Source organism: Acinetobacter sp. LUNF3 (assembly GCF_022699605.1).
GTDB lineage: Bacteria > Pseudomonadota > Gammaproteobacteria > Pseudomonadales > Moraxellaceae > Acinetobacter > Acinetobacter johnsonii.
Genome location: NZ_CP093968.1, coordinates 256,185 through 273,472 on the forward strand (window position 1 = coordinate 256,185; position 17,288 = coordinate 273,472).

Sequence of the window (17,288 nt, forward strand, 5' to 3'; positions counted from 1 at the left end):
ATTAGTAATATTATCGACTAGTCAATTCTTCTTATATGCTCAGCTCGGCCGTAGGGATATATTGCCCATCTACCCAATCGTAAAGCTGAATATCACAAACACCATTCAAACGATGTCCCAAGACCATTGCAAAAACTGAGGGTGCTTTAATAAAGAGGTGTAATTTAGATAACTTATTTTCAGATTTGAATGAAACTAAAGCGGATTTTGCCTCTCTCACAGCAAGATTTAGAGTTTCCATATTATCAATCGCATAAGAGCTTTCTAGATTCAGTCTAGGTAAGCTCTTTACTTCATTTATTGTAGAGTCAATGTCTTTACCTATAGCTGTAGGAAATCCGATAGTAACTATGGCTTCAGTTTCTCCCTGTAGCTCAACAGGGGCGATTTTATTAAAAAATTGTCCCTCTTTCTGTTTATGGTCATCAGTGCGATAAGCGAGGCCATTATGTTCTATTTCAAGTAGGAAATTACGTGTGGCACTAAATACATAGCCAAGCATACATGCGGTGGACATTCTTTGTTTACCGTCTATAAGGAGGGTTCTACGGTCACCACTGCTATGAATGAAATCCCCAATCGATACCGCTTTTTTGATTAGGTTGTTCCAGTCGCTGGAGGTTTTTTGGGCACGATCAGGACCATTGAAATCACGAATATCTAAGTTTAAGTCTTGGTACTGACTGGTTGAAGTAGAAAGGTTAATTTTGATAGGATCTGATAGCCATTGGCTTCTATCTTCTTCAAGAGCATGGCAAATAAAATTTTCAAAGTCTTTGCGATGTATTGGACCAAAAGAAGAACGAGAAATCAATTTTTTAAACTGATCTCTTAACTGTTTGGCTTTACGTGTAGTGAGTTCGATATTGGATAATTTCTCTTCTATTTCGCCTATAAATACAGAGTCGCTATCTTCAGCATTGAAAGACAGGAAATCAACATGGTCAAGTGCAAACTCAGCAAGTGAGGTTTCGAATCCCTTATCGCTACACCACTGAATAATATCCTGACGACTTTTTTGTAAAATCACAGAATCGGCACTGTATGAAGAGCCAACGCCTCTAATTCTCTCAATCTGGGCAAGAAATGGGTGAAGTGTAGAGGTATAGAGTGGGCATACTAAACTAAAGCGAGTATATTCACTTGATGGAATATCAAACGCCTCCTTGAAGCGCTTAATTTCTTTCCAGAAGTCTGTAGAAGTCAGCGAATGATTTTTAGCTTCATACATGACACGCTGGAAATCTTTCTCTGAAGAGAAGTAGCAAACCTCAACATCACCTATTGATTCACTCACAATGTGACTAAAAGCACTTTCAGATAGCCATAGTGGCAGGTTCTTTAATACAAAGGCATCCTGATAATCAAACCCTACTCGTGCAATTGCACCACCAGTTGATTGTTTTTCTAACAGACTTGCACTCATTATTATCTCTCTAAATCCAGGGTGGATGGGTAACAGGAACCATCTGGTAGGTAGGTGTGGGCACTGCCCTCAAGATGATTGTTTTTTAAATGAAAAATCAGTAAGACTACAAAATTTGCACCCACTTTTGGGTCGGACACCAATTCCCTCATGGTGTGATGGTCTTTACTGCTGGGTTGTACACTAAAGAGAGGATGGCTATGCCATTCACCTAAATAGTTAAATTTTTGATAATTATTGTTTGTTGATTTATGAAAAAGGCGAATTGCTTTAATAGCATCCGTAATTCCACGTACAAAGGATGCTATCGTTCCACTCTTTTGAACAGTTAATGAGCTAACTCTAAAATGGTTTGTACCTATATGCTCACCCATTAAAACACCGCCACATTCGTGGGTTCCAGACTTCAACAGGGCTTTTATCAGTAAAATTTGTATATCAGTAGGAATGGATATTTTCAGCATTAGTATTAACCTTTCATCGGTTCAGGCTCTTCAATAGAATTGCCATTTTCACTTTCAGATATCTGTTTATCCGTAGGAGATTCCGTTACTAACGCACCTGAACAATCGATAGGATGGGTATCAAAAGGACATTGAAATATCCAATATTTACGGAACCCTATTAAATATGCTGAATATGGATAAGAGGATTGCTCATCAATTGTACATAAAGTATCTAATATGAACTGAGTCATAGACGCTGCAAGAGCCGTTACATCTGCATCTGATGCAATATATGTTTGGTTTTGTGTTTGAAAGCCGTAATTATTAACTTTGCCTTCTGGGATTGGTTCCAACGTTTGTAAGACACCATAAATATGATTGCGAAGCTCTAAAGGTGAGGCATCTAACGTTGGGCGACTACGGGCCATCATTGCTCCACCACCGCCACCAAAGATTTCACCCCATACCATTGGTATATGTTTTCTTTTAGCAATCGCAGCTAAGGTTAGAAATGTATGTGAGCTTGCTGTCGCATCAATAATCAGATTACATGTACCAATGGCATTAGCAATATTGGAATTTAAATGAGGATTTTCCTGTCCACCAATTTGCATTTCATACGTTTCAACCCGCATGTCTAATGCAGTTCGTTTTAATGCTCTTTCAACAGCATGGGTTTTAGCAAAGCCAACATCTAACCAGTTGAGTTCATTACGGACAAGATTCTGGGGTGCCAGAATATCATCATCAATAAGTAGAAAGTTTTTACAGCCAGACCGTGCCAGTGAAATTGCAATTTTACTTCCTAACGATCCAAGACCAACAATTACTATCTTTGCATCATTGATATTGCTAAATTGTGCTGGCAATCTTTGATTCTGATCATCATGTAGATTAATAGCTGGATAACTTACGAAAAGTGGTGCTGTATTATTAATTAAGAATAGTTCCAAGTTACCTTTTAAGTCATATAACAATAGAGGCTTTATGGAACTTGTGAATTCCTCCTGAGTAGGCCATAAATTGCCTAAAAAGGATTCTAACGAAAGTCGATCATTTACAGATTCCTTTAATAAAGGAACAGAATCAACTCTTATTGCCCATCCAGACAATTCAAATCTTTCATTAGAAAATGATGGGACGATGTCAGGTAGAGGTTTGTTCTGAATATTTGTTGGAACAATAACAGTCTTGTCCCGAAAGCTTGAGATGGCAACCTTAAAGTCCATTTTTTCAGGGTCACTATTTAAGAGTATGTGACGTAACATTGGTGTTTCAATGAACCTTTCTGAAATACCTCTTAATTTTTGACCTATTGTTTCAGAATGCCTAGAGGGCACAGGTTCTACATCCATCTCCAATACAGTCATTGCGTCTGTTAATAAAAGAATCTGGGCACTTCTAATTAGTTCCACTCCACTGATATTGGTATTCCAATTATCTGGACCGTATTCTAGACACAGCACTCCTGAGCCACCGTACTGGTGCAAGATACTCCATCTTTCACCAGATTTTTGTGGGCGTATATATGCTGGTAGCTCTGGGAAAAGCTCTGGATATACTAAAACACCATTAAAATCTATAGTTCCTATCTTGAGAGAGAAGTTTAAATGCAGTTCATTAGTGTCTGTTGAGTTCCACTCCTGAATCTTAAAACTGTTTTCCTCATTTTCAAGATCGGTCAATAACTGCCGTTCTTGAATCAAGCGTTCTAATGGTGTTTTTAGCAGTTCCATTACGCAAAGCCTCCTGGTTTATTTGGATAAACAGGGGTTGATGGAAATGTTAATCCTGCACCTAAAGCTGAACGGATTAAAGAGCTGGCCATATCAGCAGAATTTGCACTTTTGTGTGATGCCGAACGAGGAAAACGATTACCCAAGACCTGCCGCCATAGAGCTAATGCTTTATCATCATCTGTTTCATTTAAGGCATTTCGTGCAATAGCAGCTTGTTCTTTTACCTTTTCATAAAAGGTTTTGAACTCATCTGCTGTGACCGCAGAAAAAACATTATTGCCTGCAACACCAGGATCTTCTAAATGTGGAATTATGCCTAGTGACGCATAAATCCCATAAGAATCCCTGATTGTTTCTAAAAGATAAACAAACAACTTTTCATAGTTGGATTCGTAGTAATTCATATGATTGGCAACCAGGCATTCTAAAATGAATCCTTTTGGTCGTTTTAAATCAGATAAGTTCTCACGACGCCACCATTTAAATAGCTTCACAAGAGGCTTAAATCGACCATTTGCATTTTTATTCACCTCAACAGTCCACTCGGTATGGGCTGGAGGGTTGGTAACTAGCCATTCTTCAAGATGAATGTCTGGAATCAGATAGCCACCATATCCATCTGAAATGATAGGGACAACATCCATATCAACTTTTTTCAACTTAACATTTACTGAACGACGGTTAACGGTAAGATCGGTATATCCAATATCCTTTAATGCTGTATGGACTGCATCTAAGACAATTTGGGGATCATCGTTAATTGTATGGTTGGTGCGAGCAATAATATCTACATCTGGTCTTTGTGTAATCCCGCCTATGGTGGTCGGACGTACTGCCGTACTTCTTTTATAAGAACCTGATAAGAACGTATGCACATGTACTTTGCTGAATTCATTATGCACTTTTAAAGCATCACGAAGCGTATTATGTGCGCTTGAACAATCATTAACCGTTGTTGTAGATGGTTCAATATCGGAAAGTAGGTCAAGAAACTGCTGTTGAGTTGTCATAATTCTCTCTGAGCCCATGTACTAAAATGGGGCATAAATTAAGTGCGATCAGAAAAATTAAATAACCTACTGCTGTGAACTTTGTTGCACAGCAGTAGGTTATTTAACCTCGTTTACGATATTGAGTTTGAGTTATCAGGATCATCCGATTTTTTATTACGGATAGCATCCTTTTCTTCTTTCAATGGCCGAGTTCTGGGAAATTTAAAATATCCAGTTGGATGGACAATAATTTTTCCAGATTTATGGCGATAAGATTTACAAAACACGAAGTCTTGATTTTCGGTAGGCATTGTTAGCCCTCCTATTTTGGCGGCTCGTTTTTCAGGGCGCATACCAAAATAAGCGGGTAAATCTTGAGATTTACGGGCCTAAATGTTAGAATGGGGTTCTGACAGCCAGATCTAACATGAGGTATGCGTAGGGCTTAGAGCCATATGCCTTTCCTGTGTGAAAATCTATCAAGCCGACTCTACCCAATAGAGTCGGCTTTTTAATTTATGAAACCATCTCGATAGTCTCCATTGAATCTAGGTCAAAATAATATAGTTTTTTAAAGTCATCTTCATATAAGTCAAATAATTGAGATAACTCACTAATGACAGATGTTGATGTTTTTTTTGCGTCTATTGCGTAGTCAAAGAGCATTGAAGCTACTCTATATGTCGCTTCTCGATCCAATTCATTTGGTTCAACTTTACGATAACCACGCATAGCCATTTGCCGCCATAAATTGGCACTTTGACTTGAAGTTATAGTTCCTAACTCTGACGCCCTATAGATTAAGGCCGCCATTGAGGTTTTCCATTCCTTTTTAAGTCTTAGATAATGAGCTAAATTGGTTGAACCTAATTGATCAATAATTTTTTCTTCTGGCATTAAGAATTCGGCAGCAAAGTCATTTGCTTCTTTTTCCATGAACTCAGATGGCTCTTCATGGAGGACCAAATGCCCAAGCTCATGTGCTAATGTGAAGCGTATTCTGTCATTTGGTTGGTTTGCATTTAGAAATACGCATGGAGACACACCATGCATTTTTAAGGATACGCCATCAACATTGTTATCTTTAAAGTCGCATAAAAAGACTAAAACCCCTGCATCTTCCACAGTGGCAGTTAGGTTTTCAAGAGGTTCCTTTCCTAACGCCCACAATGATCTAAGCTTTTTAGCCGCTTCTTGAGGAGTGTTTACATCTAGGCCAATTTTAAAAGTTGGTAAGGAATTTTTTCTTTTTGGCACATTTGTGAACAATTCTAATGTTTGTACATGGCCCATTTTTAACATCATTTCAGCATTCATGCGGCTCAATGCTTTAGCTGTGGTAGAGCTTTTTTTTCTATATGCATGCAAACTAATTGGTAGTGCATTTAGCTTTTCAATATGTTCGAAAAATCGTATAGGGAAATGTAGGGCATTGGATAGATTTTGGATAACTTCATCGGAGGGTTTTAAGTCCCCACTTTCAATTTTAGATAATGAAGCCTGGGTAATAGACTGTCCCATTACAGCAATTAGTTCAGTTTGACTAAGACCACGAAAGTTTCGTGCAATACTAAGCATGTCAGGATTGAAATGAGTCATATTCACCTCCAAGATCATTGACTTACAGATCAAGTTAATCGAATGATAACTGAACAAAAAAGCATATGCAAATTTTTCTTCAAATTATTCCTAAAATGTTTCGTTTTTATCTAATCTTGCTTTATGTAGTAGTTTTTTTTTATTCAGGCACAATATATAGTGTTTTTGATTTTACATTTTATTTGATTTTTTTAAATTTACTTGAAATCTTATATCAAAATTTGAGCATGAGAATATTATGGCAAAGATAGAAAATGATCAGTGTTCTTGTGAGAGGTAGCTTAACTTTTGAGTATTTAGAAAAGGCCACTTTATTAAATCTTTGATCATTTTTTGGGAATGTTAAAGTGATTTATTCTTATAAAAATCAGGTTTAAGGGCGATTGGGTTTTTTGGGTAAGTTAATTTTGATTGTTTGAGGCGAGATAATGACTGAAGATGCGAAATGTAAGATTCTAGATATTCTGTTGGAAAAGTGGAAGAAAATTTTACTTGGGCGTTATCCTGGCTGTGAAGAGTTAATTGAATTAGCACTTAAAAGTCTTGAAGCATTAACAGAACGCTTTTATGGTTATGAACTTAATGATACCCAATTCGACACGGCTATTTTATTAGAACAACAATATCATCAAAGATTGGGTGAATTAATTGTTGCTGACCGTCTTTTAAGAGATGGATTTGAATTGAGTAGTAAAGATTTCGGACCTGATTTCAAAGCTACAAAAAACGGGAAAACAGTTTGGTTTGAAGTTGTTACTCCGAATCCAAATGATGAAATGGTGCAAATCTTGGAAGATGTGCAAGGACGGTTATTTCCAAAACATGAAACTAATTGTCGAGAGAATTCTTTAGCATTGTTGAAAATGACAGGGGTTATAGAAACTAAGGCTAATATTATAAAAGGTTATATTGAGAAGAAAATTATTCCTGAAGATGAGCCAGTTGTAATTGTTGTAAATGACTCATTGTTTTATCCACTAGATGTCTATATGGTTGGGGTAACTGAAGAGGTACAAAAAGGGTCAAGTGGCTTACCATTTGTTATAGAAGCTTTATTAGGGCAGAGTAAAACTTGAAGTGCGACATAAACCACCTAATTAATTTAAAGGGTTTATGGAGTATATAAAATTGTCATACCATCATCTTAACTTTGAAGATCGTACTGCATTAATGCTTGAGTCAAGAAAAGAAGGCTTTTCAGCCAGAAAATTTGCTGAACTTATTAAAAGACATCCTAGTACGATCTATCGTGAGCTTAAAAGAAATAGCATCAATGACGTTTATCAAGCTCGATATGCTTCTGATAACACTTTTGCTAGACGTAGACGTGGTCACAGAAAACTCAAAATCGATTCAATCCTCTGGAAATTTATTGTTGAAGCGATCCGTTGTTTATGGTCTCCTCAGCAAATAGCAAAGCGTTTAAAGACATTTCCTGATTTGGATCAAACAATGAATGTAAGCCATACAACGATTTATTCAACGATACGAGCATTACCCAAGGGTGAGTTGAAAAAAGACTTATTATCCTGTCTACGTCATGAAAATAAAAAGCGAAAAGCTAACGGTGAACCTAAAAAAGATTCTATATTACAGGATATTAAAACTATTCATGAGCGCCCAGCCGAAGTTCAAGAAAGAAAAATACCGGGTCATTGGGAAGCTGATTTAATTAAAGGTAAAGACAATAAAAGTTCGATAGCAACACTTATTGAACGAAATACACGGCTCTGTATCTTGGCAACATTACCTGATGCAAAGGCAGAATCAGTGCGCAAGGCTTTAACTGAAGCTCTGAAATATTTACCTGCAGAACTGCGTAAAACGTTGACCTATGACCGTGGACGCGAGATGTCAGAACATAAAATACTCGAAGAAGATTTAGGCATAGATGTATATTTCTGTGACCCACATTCACCTTGGCAAAAAGGCACATGCGAAAATATGAATGGTTTAATTAGGCAATATTTACCTAAAGGGATTGATTTAAATCAGGCAGATCAGCATTATTTAAATCAAGTTGCCATGTCACTGAATACTCGTCCTAGAAAGGCGTTAGATTGGCTTACACCATTAGAGAAATTTGCTCAGCTTGTTGATTATCATATGGCTTTTGAAACTGTCGCACCTCATGTTTGAATTCGCCTAGGTTTAGACAGGCCTTATTGGCAGCCTCCAGAATCCCCAACTGAGCCTTATCAACTTAAATGGAATACAAGAACTGATGTATTTAAAGATAATGGCAGCCCTGTATCAACAGATAGATTTCAATCGGACGAATATAAACATATATCTGGTGTGTTTGTAATGACTGCACGAGAAGATTACGGAATTAGCCTTTCTGTATATGGTGATGAAAAAAATGTAGGCTTATTGGTTAAGAACTTAAATAGTAATAATATTCTGCCAGATGGCCTACTTAAGACACGCACTTATGATAGTAATGAATTGCGTAAGTTAATAGATCCAACTATGCGTAAGCCAATAACTAGTTTAGTTACCCGCACTTTACATGGGCAGTATTTCTTCATGGTTCAGCATCTGAACAAACTTTCCCAAGAACATGTAATAGAGGAATCGTAGTAGAAAATAAATTTAATGAAAAATACAAATACAAAAGATATGGCTGAAGTTTTTTAAAAGTTAGGAATACATTTGACTATTTTGAAGCAATTTACTCTTCTTTTAGGTGTTATTAACTTTTTTAATTTTGTCGCACAGTTCTTTGTAATGTCGCATAGTTCATTGGAAATGACACCCGCCACCGACTAAGGCAACCGCAGAAGCTGTATGGTGCGGTGCACGAAATGGCCGCTGCCCAAAAGGATGTTGATGATTGGCCACCGAGTAAATACTCGCCACTTCCAAATTCTCTTGCGTGTTCAAGGGTGGGAGAATACTGGCTAAACGTGAAGCCAATAGGGTTTTCCCTGTCCCTGGCGGTCCTTTAAATAGCAAAGAATGACCGCCTGCTGCCGCAATCTCTAAGGCACGTCTCGGACGCAGTTGACCTTTAACATCGGCCAAATCAAATTTGTAGTGCTGTGAGGCTTTTAGCGCCGTGGGTTGAAACTGTTGGATGAGATGGTTTTGCGACAGATGCTCACAGACTTGTTTTAAATGTTGCGCTGCAAACACTTGAAAGTTGGGCAGTTGAGAGGCTTCTTGCGCATTGGCCTCAGGTAAAATCAGTTGATGCCCAGCTTGCTGGCAGGCAATCGCAATACTTAAAGTACCTGAAATTGGTCGCAGTTGCCCATCAAGTGCCAACTCACCTATAAATTCAAAATTTTCAGTTCCTTGCTCAGGGAGCTGACCAGAGGCAATTAAAATACCCAGTGCAATAGGCAAATCCAACCGCGAGCTGTCTTTGGGCAGATCTGCAGGTGCAAGGTTAATGGTGAGGCGTTTGGTCGGAAACTGAAAGCCACTATTGATAATGGCGGAGCGCACCCGATCTTTGCTTTCCCGAACGGCTGCTTCAGGAAGCCCCACAATGGTTAAAGAGGGTAGTCCTTGGCTCAGATGAACTTCAACTTCAACCGAAGGTGCGTGTAAACCGAGCAAAGCTCGAGTGTAAATTTTGGCAAAAGACATCTTTTGTTCCATTATAGTGCATTATTTTAATTCGTTATGCGTCTTTTATTGCACCAAACAGGTGCTCATTTTTTGTTCTGGATGCGTAACTCTAAAGCTTCCACTTGTTTCAATAAGTCATTTAAACGCAAATTGGCATTATTCAGCGCAGTACGTTGACGTTCAATTTCATCTTTGGAAACCAAATCCATCTTAGTGACTACTTCATTGAGCAGTGCGCGTAAATTATGTTCTAAGTCTTGTTTAGGTTGTTCGACTTGTTCCAGTATGGCTTGTAATAAAGTTTCAATCATTTCTATATCCAACAGTTGGAGACGTGACAGCAGTGTACCATTGCTGCTTCTGACTCTATAGCCTTTCAGATGAAATATGATTTCATCGATTGTAAAAAAATCATAAATCTTCGACTAAAAAACCTGAATTTTGAAGCTCAAAATGCATTTAAATGTATAGAATAGGGTATAAAGAAAACTCATGTCAGACTTTCTTTTCCCCCCCAACCTAAGAATTTTTGGCATGAAATTTGAACATAAAACCTTACTGGTGAAATAAGCCGAAGGAAAACAAACATGAAGCTCGTAACTGCAATTGTAAAACCGTTTAAATTGGATGATGTGCGTGAAGCACTGTCTGAAATTGGTGTTCAAGGGATCACGGTAACTGAAGTCAAAGGCTTTGGTCGTCAAAAAGGTCATACTGAACTTTATCGTGGCGCTGAATATGTTGTTGATTTCTTACCAAAAGTAAAAATCGAAATCGCGATCAGTGATGAAATGGTCGACGCGGTGATTGAGTCAATCACACGTGTGGCTAGTACCGGAAAAATTGGCGACGGTAAAATTTTCGTCACAAATTTAGAGCAAGTCATCCGTATCCGTACAGGTGAAACAGGTGCCGATGCCGTTTAATTTGGCATGAAGTTTGCTGAGTAACACATAACTCGCACAAATTAGGTTGGGGGATACGAATGAAAAAGATGCTATTCGCGCTGAGCTTATCTGGCGCACTTTTAGGTGGTTCTGTTGCTTGGGCTGAAGAAGCAGCAACAGCGCCAACGCCATCAGAACAAGTCACAGTGGTTGAAACAACGGATGTGGCTGCTCCAGCGGTTGAAGCCGTTGCTGCTCCAGTAGAAGCACCCGCACCTGCAGAAGAAGAACCAACATTAGATACAGGTGATACGGCGTGGATTTTAGTCTCCACAGCACTGGTTTTATTAATGACCATTCCAGGTTTAGCGTTATTCTACGGCGGTATGGTTCGTAAGAAAAACGTCTTAAGTACTATGGCACATAGCTTTGTTGCTGCAGCAGTGGTAAGTATTGCATGGGTCATCATTGGTTATACATTGGCCTTTGGTGAGGGCAATGCCTTTATCGGTGGCTTAGATAAGTTCATGCTGACTGGGATTACCACAGATGCACTCACAGGGACGATTCCTGAAGTTCTATTCGTTATTTTCCAAATGACCTTTGCCATCATTACAGTTGCCATTATTAGTGGTTCAATTGCAGAACGGATGAAATTCGGCGCATTTATCGCTTTCATCTCGATTTGGGTAGTCGTGGTTTATGCACCAATTACTCACTGGGTATGGGGCGGTGGTTGGTTAGCAAATGATGGCGCACTCGACTTTGCTGGCGGTACCGTTGTACACATCAACTCAGGTGTGGCGGGTTTGGTTGCTGCATATATGCTCGGCAAACGTATGGGCTTAGGCCGTGAATCAATGGCTCCACACAACTTGGCATTAACCGTTGTGGGTGCAAGCTTACTGTGGGTCGGCTGGTTTGGTTTCAATGGTGGTTCTGCATTGGGCGCAAACGGCTCAGCAGGTTATGCATTACTTGTGACTCAAGTAGCAGCAGCAGCAGCGGCAATCTCTTGGTTAATTACTGAAAAAGTTGCACGTGGTAAAGGTTCAGTACTTGGTGCTGCATCTGGCGCGGTTGCTGGTCTGGTAGTGATTACACCAGCAGCAGGGTTTGTGACTGTCGGCGGTGCACTGGCGATGGGTTTAATCGGTGGTGTGGTGTGCTTCTGGGGTATCAGTGCATTGAAACGTGCTTTAAAAGCCGATGACTCTTTAGATGCATTTGGTTTACACGGTGTGGGTGGTATTGTCGGTGCAATCTTAACAGCATTCTTTGCCAGCGATTTCATCATGGGCGACAAAGCACCAAGTGATGTGATGCATCAACTTTGGGTTCAAGTTGAAGGGGTATTGGCAACGATTGCATACTCAGCAGTATTAACCTTCATTATCTTAAAAGTGATTGATCTGGTGATTGGAATTCGCGTTGAATCTGATGATGAACGTATGGGTCTAGACTTGAGCCAACATGGCGAACGCGTGGACTAATCAATAGAATAATAAATAAACAGTATAATCAATATATTGTGTGAAACAGCCCGAAAGGGCTGTTTTTTTTCTATATCTAGCGTAAAACTCTACAAAACACCGAATTTTTGCTACACTCTAAAACCATTCAAATTTGTTCAATTTAACCACTATGCATTGTCCATTTTGCAACGCTGAAGACAGTAAAGTGATCGATTCACGTTTGGCCGCTGAAGGTTGTCAGATTCGTCGTCGTCGTGAATGTATTAGTTGTGGTGAACGATTCACAACCTTTGAAAGTTATGAAGTGGTCATGCCTCGTGTGATCAAGTCGGATGGCAAAAGTGAACCTTTTGATGAAGCAAAATTGCGTCGTTCCTTGATGCATGCTTTACAAAAACGTCCCGTGACGCAAGAGCAAATTGAAACCGTCTTGAGCGATATTCAGCTGCAAATCCGTCGTTTAGGTGAGCGTGATGTGAAATCACGCACCATTGGTGAAATTGTTATGCAATCTTTATTTTCGTTAGATCATGTTGCGTATGTGCGTTTTGCATCGGTCTATCAAGACTTTCAAGATGTCGACGCCTTTCGCCACCAAATTGAACAAATGCAACAACGTGAACATTAAGCGAGTTGGCATCCATGTCTGAATTACAGTCCAGTGCTTTACACGCCGACCAAGCTTGGATGAAACAAGCGATTGCTTTAGCACTGCAAGGTCAATACAGCACCAAGCCAAATCCAAATGTAGGCTGTGTCATTGTCAAAGATGGGCTGTTGCTGGGGATGGGTTATCACCCTCAAGCGGGTCAGCCACATGCAGAAGTTTTTGCGATGCGCGAAGCGGGCGAACAGACCCACGGCGCAACGGCTTATGTCACTTTAGAACCTTGTGCGCATTATGGGCGTACACCGCCGTGTGCCAAAGGGTTGGTCGAGGCAGGTGTGGCGCGTGTTGTGATTGCCTGTCCAGATCCCAACCCCTTGGTGGCCGGTAAAGGGGTACAAATTTTAAAAGAAGCAGGCATAGAGGTCGATGTCGGTATTTGTCAAGCCGAAGCACATCAGTTGAATGCGGGTTTTTTAAAAGCCATGGCTACTGGCATGCCTTATGTACGTTTAAAAGTTGCTTCTAGTTTAGATGGTCGAACGGCGATGGCTTCGGGTGAGTCAAAATGGATTACAGGCTCAGCGGCACGTTTAGATGTTCAGCATTTTCGTGCCATTTCTGGTGTCGTGATCACGGGGATTGAAACCGTATTGGCCGATGATCCTCAGCTCAATGTTAGACAGCTGCAGGGTGTTGCGGATCTGACAATGGTTGTACAACCGAAACGTCTGGTGTTAGACCGTCAAGGCCGCTTGCCTTTGACGGCCCAAATTTTACAGCAACCAGATACCGTGATGGTAATGGGGCCTTATCGGCAAGCATTGGCCGATGTAGGCGTGCTACAGTTTGCTGTACAGCCTTTAGATCAGTTATTAAAGCAGTTGGTTCAATCGCATCAGATTTACGATGTCATGGTTGAAGCAGGTGCAACGTTATCGACGGCTTTTTTACAAGAGAAGTTGGTCGATGAAATGATTAGTTATGTAGCACCGACCTTATTGGGTCAGTCTGCACGTGCAATGTTCAATGCTGAGTTTTCTCAGATGGCAGAGCAACTCCGCTTTAAGCTTATGGATGTCACACAATTGGGTGATGATGTGCGCTTAACGCTTATCCCTTCTCAAGAGTCATTATGAGTTCAGAGTCTACGGTTTATCATAAACGTCGTCACGCGGCACGTACCACCGATGAATATCTATTTCATCAACTTGTTCCTTATTTGGGGAATAAGCGCCGCCTGTTACATCTGATTTTAGAGGCACTCGAGAGTACAGGGACTTTAAACCGTGCAGATGGTCGTGCGCCTATTTTTGCTGACTTCTTTGCTGGTTCGGGCGTGGTCTCGCGTTTGGCGCGTCAAAATGGTTATCGGGTGATTGCCAATGACTGGGAACCGTATAGCCATGCCCTGAACCATGCCATTTTGGCCTGTACCGAAGCACCTGCATTTAAAGAGTTGGGTGGTTATCAAAAAGCCATTGATTATTTAAACCGCTTGCCTGAAGTTAAGGGCTGGGTAACGCATAATCTGTGTCCGCGAAATGATGAGATCTATGATCCAAGCCGAGATCGTTTGTTCTTCAAACGTCGCAATGGCATGCGCATCGATGCAATTCGTCAGCAAATTGCCACATGGCAGGCACAAGGTGCAATCGATGATGTGGAGATGTCTGCTTTATTGGCACCGCTGCTGTATTCAGCCAGTTTTGTCAGCAATACTTCAGGTGTCTTTAAAAGCTTCCACCATGGTTGGGGCGGTAAAACCCAAACAGCGCTAGAGCGGATTGAATCCTTGCTGTGGTTGACCCCAAGTCGTTTTAGTGAAGTGGGTGATAATAAGCAAAAGAACCCGATGGCTGAAATGTGGTGTGTCGATGCGCAGCATTTGGCCAACCAAATGAGTAGTTTTGAGGTCGATGTGGCCTATCTAGATCCACCCTATAACCAACATGCCTACAGCAGTAACTATCATGTTTTAAATGCTTTAACACTATGGGATCAGGTAGATTTACCAACACCAGACACCAAAGGTTTCAAAAGCGGAATTGACCGTGCGTGGCGCAAAGAGCGTCCGAGTCCTTATAACTCGTCAAAGTATGCCAAAGAGGCATATGAAAAATTACTGTCCACCATCAATGCACGTTACATTCTGACCAGTTATTCAACTGATGGTAATATTGAAGCAGGGGACTTGCTCAAAGCCAATTTGGAGCGAGGTCGCGTGACTTTATTAACGCAGGATGTACCGCGTTATCGCGTGAGTAAGCAGCGTCAGTCTGAGCGTGCGCGTGTGTTAGAGTTTATTGTGATCACTGATACCCATGCCAAGTCAGGTCCGCCAATTCGTCAGTTGCTTGGGCAGTTGTATCATTATGCCGAATTGGGTGGGGTCGATACATCTGGGGTCACGACACAGTTGGCGCTGTGGTAAAAATATAGAGGTAGAAATCAGAAATGTTTACAGGGATCATCGAAAGTCTAGGCACGGTTGAAAGCGTACAAAATGTCGGTGGCGATGTGCGGTTACGCATTGGTACGGATCTTGATATGTCAGATGTACATTTGGGTGACTCGATTGCCACCAATGGCATTTGCCTCACAGTGATTGACTGGGGTGAGCACTGGTATGCTGCCGATGTCTCACGTGAAAGTTTAAACCGAACCACACTGACCCACTGGAAAGTTGGCCAACGTGTCAATGTGGAAAAGGCGATGTTGCCCACCACACGTTTTGGTGGGCACATTGTGTCAGGTCATGTCGATGCTGTGGGTGAAATCACCGTTGTGCGTGAAGATGCACGCTCGCTTTATTTTGAAGTAACTGCGCCAGCCGAGATTGCACGTTACTTGGCAGAAAAAGGCTCGATCACGGTTGATGGGATCAGTTTAACCATTAATCATTTGCGTGGCCGTATTTTAAGCCTCAATTTAATTCCACATACGGCTGAACGAACCAACATTGGAACGTGGAAGGCAGGCAGTCAAGTGAACCTTGAAGTGGATGTGTTAGCACGCTACATTGAACGTCTGATGATGGGGGATAAGGCTGCGGAAACTACCCCACAATCTAAAATTAGTTTAGACTTTTTGGCACAAAATGGTTTCTTGAAATAGAAAAATCGTTTAGATTGCAGCAAGAATAGACAAAAGATGAGCTCCCTATTTGCCCAAAATGAGGGAGTTTTTCTTTTGAAATGAATAGGTAAGCAATTGAGTATGATGAAAGATAGTACGCAGTTCATTGCACGGATAGGTGACAATGATTGATTTTTTTCTCCATCTAGAACAATTATTGCCCGTACTGCTTGCAGAATACGGCCTTTGGATTTATGCGATTCTTTTTCTGATTATTTTTGCAGAAACCGGTTTCGTTTTTATGTTCTTTTTGCCGGGTGACAGTTTGCTGATTGCCATTGGTGCCCTATGTTCCAGCTCGGATTTAATCCATATCCATACCATGGGTATTTTGATGATGATTGCTGCGGTATTGGGTTATATCGTCAATTATTATACGGGTCAGAAGTTGGGCTTTAAATTTGCCCATCAGCATTCGCGTTGGCTGAAACCCGAATATATGATGAAGACCAATCAATATTTCTTAAAGCATGGCGGTAAAACTATTTTAGTGGCACGTTTTATTCCTTTTGTACGTTCTTTCGCACCTTTTGCTGCGGGCGCAGGGCATATGAACTTGGCGACTTTTATGTGGTACAACGTGACCGGTGGCCTGATTTGGATTGGTAGTTTGTTGGCGATTGGTTATGGTGTGGGCAATACCTTATCGTTTATGGTTGATGTGTTGGTTTGAGATCGAGACAGACCACATCAGCCGAGAAAAAACAAGGGTGCATAAAAAAACTCACCGCAGTGAGTTTGAGTGGAAGCCAAGGCCAGTTAGGCAGAGTTGGATACCACTTCATCAGAAAAGTCTGAATTTTTCAAAATATAGTCAATTTCTTCTTGAGCCGCGGCTTGTAGCTTACTGCGGTAGCTGGCGACGGACTCTTCAATTAAGGTTTCCGCTTCAAGCTCTAAACGTAAACGTACACTTTCTAACTCAGACAAAATTTGTGAGTCATCAATGCCAAATTTACCTTTGGCATAGTCCAGAGCTTGTTCAGGTGTTTTCTCGTAGCGTGCGGTATAGCTCAAAATTTCCTGATCGACACTTTGACGCATCACATTTAAAGCTTGGGTTTGCTCATTGAACTGACGGATTTCATCTTTTTTGAGGCTCTCCGCATAAGCTTCCTGCGCTGCGCGTTTGTCTGCCAGTGATTTTTCTAACGCTTGTTGTTTACGAATCCGCGCTTCTTCAATCAGCTGTGCTTTCAGATCGGCATACGCTTGTTCAATTCTTTGGGTCGAGACAGCTTGAGCACGTTGGTCTTGTTCAATCCAACTGTGCAAACCTGTTTCAGGTTTGAGTACATCGCAGACGCGACTCAGGTCATCAATAAAGGCCTGACGAACAGCATCAGGTACATTTAACCAGCGCTGTTTAAAATCTGGACCAACATTCAATGCCACTACGC

At 40.8% G+C, this 17,288-nt stretch carries 18 protein-coding genes and 1 pseudogene; 10 read left to right on the plus strand and 9 right to left on the minus strand.

Going from position 1 to position 17,288, the window contains the following annotated elements; all coding sequences use genetic code 11:
- Positions 1–31 precede the first annotated feature (31 nt).
- The 6 genes from MN200_RS01220 to MN200_RS01245 all read right to left on the minus strand — a co-directional run bounded on the left by MN200_RS01220 (position 32) and on the right by MN200_RS01245 (position 6,202).
- Positions 32–1,426 carry a dsDNA nuclease domain-containing protein gene (locus MN200_RS01220; protein ID WP_023187982.1) on the minus strand — a complete coding sequence of 465 codons (1,395 nt, stop codon included), beginning with the start codon at positions 1,424–1,426 and terminating at the stop codon, positions 32–34.
- A gap of 2 nt (positions 1,427–1,428) precedes the next feature.
- Entirely contained in the window at positions 1,429–1,890 is a 462-nt protein-coding gene (locus MN200_RS01225) for a Mov34/MPN/PAD-1 family protein (RefSeq protein ID WP_005314752.1), read from the minus strand.
- Between the two features lie 5 nt (positions 1,891–1,895).
- Positions 1,896–3,608: a ThiF family adenylyltransferase gene (locus MN200_RS01230; RefSeq protein WP_046128204.1), complete on the minus strand. Its 1,713-nt coding sequence runs from the start codon at positions 3,606–3,608 to the stop codon at positions 1,896–1,898.
- Complete coding sequence (locus tag MN200_RS01235; RefSeq protein ID WP_046128205.1) at positions 3,608–4,621, minus strand: nucleotidyltransferase; 1,014 nt, start codon at positions 4,619–4,621, stop codon at positions 3,608–3,610. The genes MN200_RS01230 and MN200_RS01235 overlap by 1 nt, the downstream gene beginning before the upstream one ends.
- Before the next feature lie 113 nt (positions 4,622–4,734).
- The gene (locus tag MN200_RS01240; RefSeq protein WP_001141890.1) at positions 4,735–4,914 is read right to left on the minus strand and encodes a hypothetical protein; all 180 of its coding nucleotides are present in this window, start codon (positions 4,912–4,914) and stop codon (positions 4,735–4,737) included.
- 205 nt (positions 4,915–5,119) lie between these two features.
- The gene (locus MN200_RS01245; RefSeq protein ID WP_046128206.1) at positions 5,120–6,202 is read right to left on the minus strand and encodes an XRE family transcriptional regulator; all 1,083 of its coding nucleotides are present in this window, start codon (positions 6,200–6,202) and stop codon (positions 5,120–5,122) included.
- 428 nt (positions 6,203–6,630) lie between these two features.
- Between MN200_RS01245 and MN200_RS01250 the strand changes: the two genes are divergently transcribed.
- From MN200_RS01250 to MN200_RS01260, 3 genes are all read left to right on the plus strand, one after another.
- Positions 6,631–7,278, plus strand: coding sequence for a hypothetical protein (locus MN200_RS01250; protein WP_046128207.1), 648 nt, complete (start codon positions 6,631–6,633; stop codon positions 7,276–7,278).
- A gap of 94 nt (positions 7,279–7,372) precedes the next feature.
- Positions 7,373–8,341 (plus strand): IS30 family transposase, encoded by a 969-nt coding sequence (locus MN200_RS01255; protein ID WP_005804963.1) that lies wholly within the window; start codon positions 7,373–7,375, stop codon positions 8,339–8,341.
- A gap of 168 nt (positions 8,342–8,509) precedes the next feature.
- Positions 8,510–8,785, plus strand: a complete 276-nt coding sequence (locus MN200_RS01260) for a hypothetical protein (RefSeq protein ID WP_032047823.1) — start codon at positions 8,510–8,512, stop codon at positions 8,783–8,785.
- A gap of 168 nt (positions 8,786–8,953) precedes the next feature.
- Here MN200_RS01260 and MN200_RS01265 read toward each other — a convergent pair.
- Both MN200_RS01265 and MN200_RS01270 read right to left on the minus strand, forming a co-directional pair.
- Positions 8,954–9,799: pseudogene (locus tag MN200_RS01265) on the minus strand (magnesium chelatase domain-containing protein); the annotation flags it as partial.
- Positions 9,800–9,864: 65 nt separating this feature from the next.
- The gene (locus MN200_RS01270) at positions 9,865–10,092 is read right to left on the minus strand and encodes an accessory factor UbiK family protein (RefSeq protein WP_058868719.1); all 228 of its coding nucleotides are present in this window, start codon (positions 10,090–10,092) and stop codon (positions 9,865–9,867) included.
- Between the two features lie 276 nt (positions 10,093–10,368).
- Here MN200_RS01270 and glnK point away from each other — a divergent pair, with 276 nt between their 5' ends.
- The 7 genes from glnK to MN200_RS01305 all read left to right on the plus strand — a co-directional run bounded on the left by glnK (position 10,369) and on the right by MN200_RS01305 (position 16,561).
- Complete coding sequence (glnK, locus tag MN200_RS01275) at positions 10,369–10,707, plus strand: P-II family nitrogen regulator (RefSeq protein ID WP_004281042.1); 339 nt, start codon at positions 10,369–10,371, stop codon at positions 10,705–10,707.
- Positions 10,708–10,766: 59 nt separating this feature from the next.
- A complete protein-coding gene (locus MN200_RS01280; protein ID WP_058868720.1) occupies positions 10,767–12,161 on the plus strand; it encodes an ammonium transporter in 1,395 nt (464 codons plus the stop codon).
- Positions 12,162–12,312: 151 nt separating this feature from the next.
- Entirely contained in the window at positions 12,313–12,771 is a 459-nt protein-coding gene (gene nrdR, locus MN200_RS01285; protein WP_004692852.1) for a transcriptional regulator NrdR, read from the plus strand.
- A gap of 14 nt (positions 12,772–12,785) precedes the next feature.
- Positions 12,786–13,889 carry a bifunctional diaminohydroxyphosphoribosylaminopyrimidine deaminase/5-amino-6-(5-phosphoribosylamino)uracil reductase RibD gene (gene ribD, locus MN200_RS01290; RefSeq protein ID WP_058868721.1) on the plus strand — a complete coding sequence of 368 codons (1,104 nt, stop codon included), beginning with the start codon at positions 12,786–12,788 and terminating at the stop codon, positions 13,887–13,889.
- Positions 13,886–15,184, plus strand: a complete 1,299-nt coding sequence (locus MN200_RS01295) for a DNA adenine methylase (protein WP_004692850.1) — start codon at positions 13,886–13,888, stop codon at positions 15,182–15,184. Before ribD ends, MN200_RS01295 begins: the two co-directional genes overlap by 4 nt.
- A 23-nt stretch (positions 15,185–15,207) precedes the next feature.
- Positions 15,208–15,867, plus strand: coding sequence for a riboflavin synthase (locus MN200_RS01300; protein ID WP_004978564.1), 660 nt, complete (start codon positions 15,208–15,210; stop codon positions 15,865–15,867).
- A gap of 145 nt (positions 15,868–16,012) precedes the next feature.
- Complete coding sequence (locus MN200_RS01305; RefSeq protein WP_242759933.1) at positions 16,013–16,561, plus strand: VTT domain-containing protein; 549 nt, start codon at positions 16,013–16,015, stop codon at positions 16,559–16,561.
- A gap of 86 nt (positions 16,562–16,647) precedes the next feature.
- Here the strand turns inward: MN200_RS01305 and MN200_RS01310 are convergent, their stop codons facing one another.
- Complete coding sequence (locus MN200_RS01310; protein WP_125273430.1) at positions 16,648–17,283, minus strand: hypothetical protein; 636 nt, start codon at positions 17,281–17,283, stop codon at positions 16,648–16,650.
- Positions 17,284–17,288 lie beyond the last annotated feature (5 nt).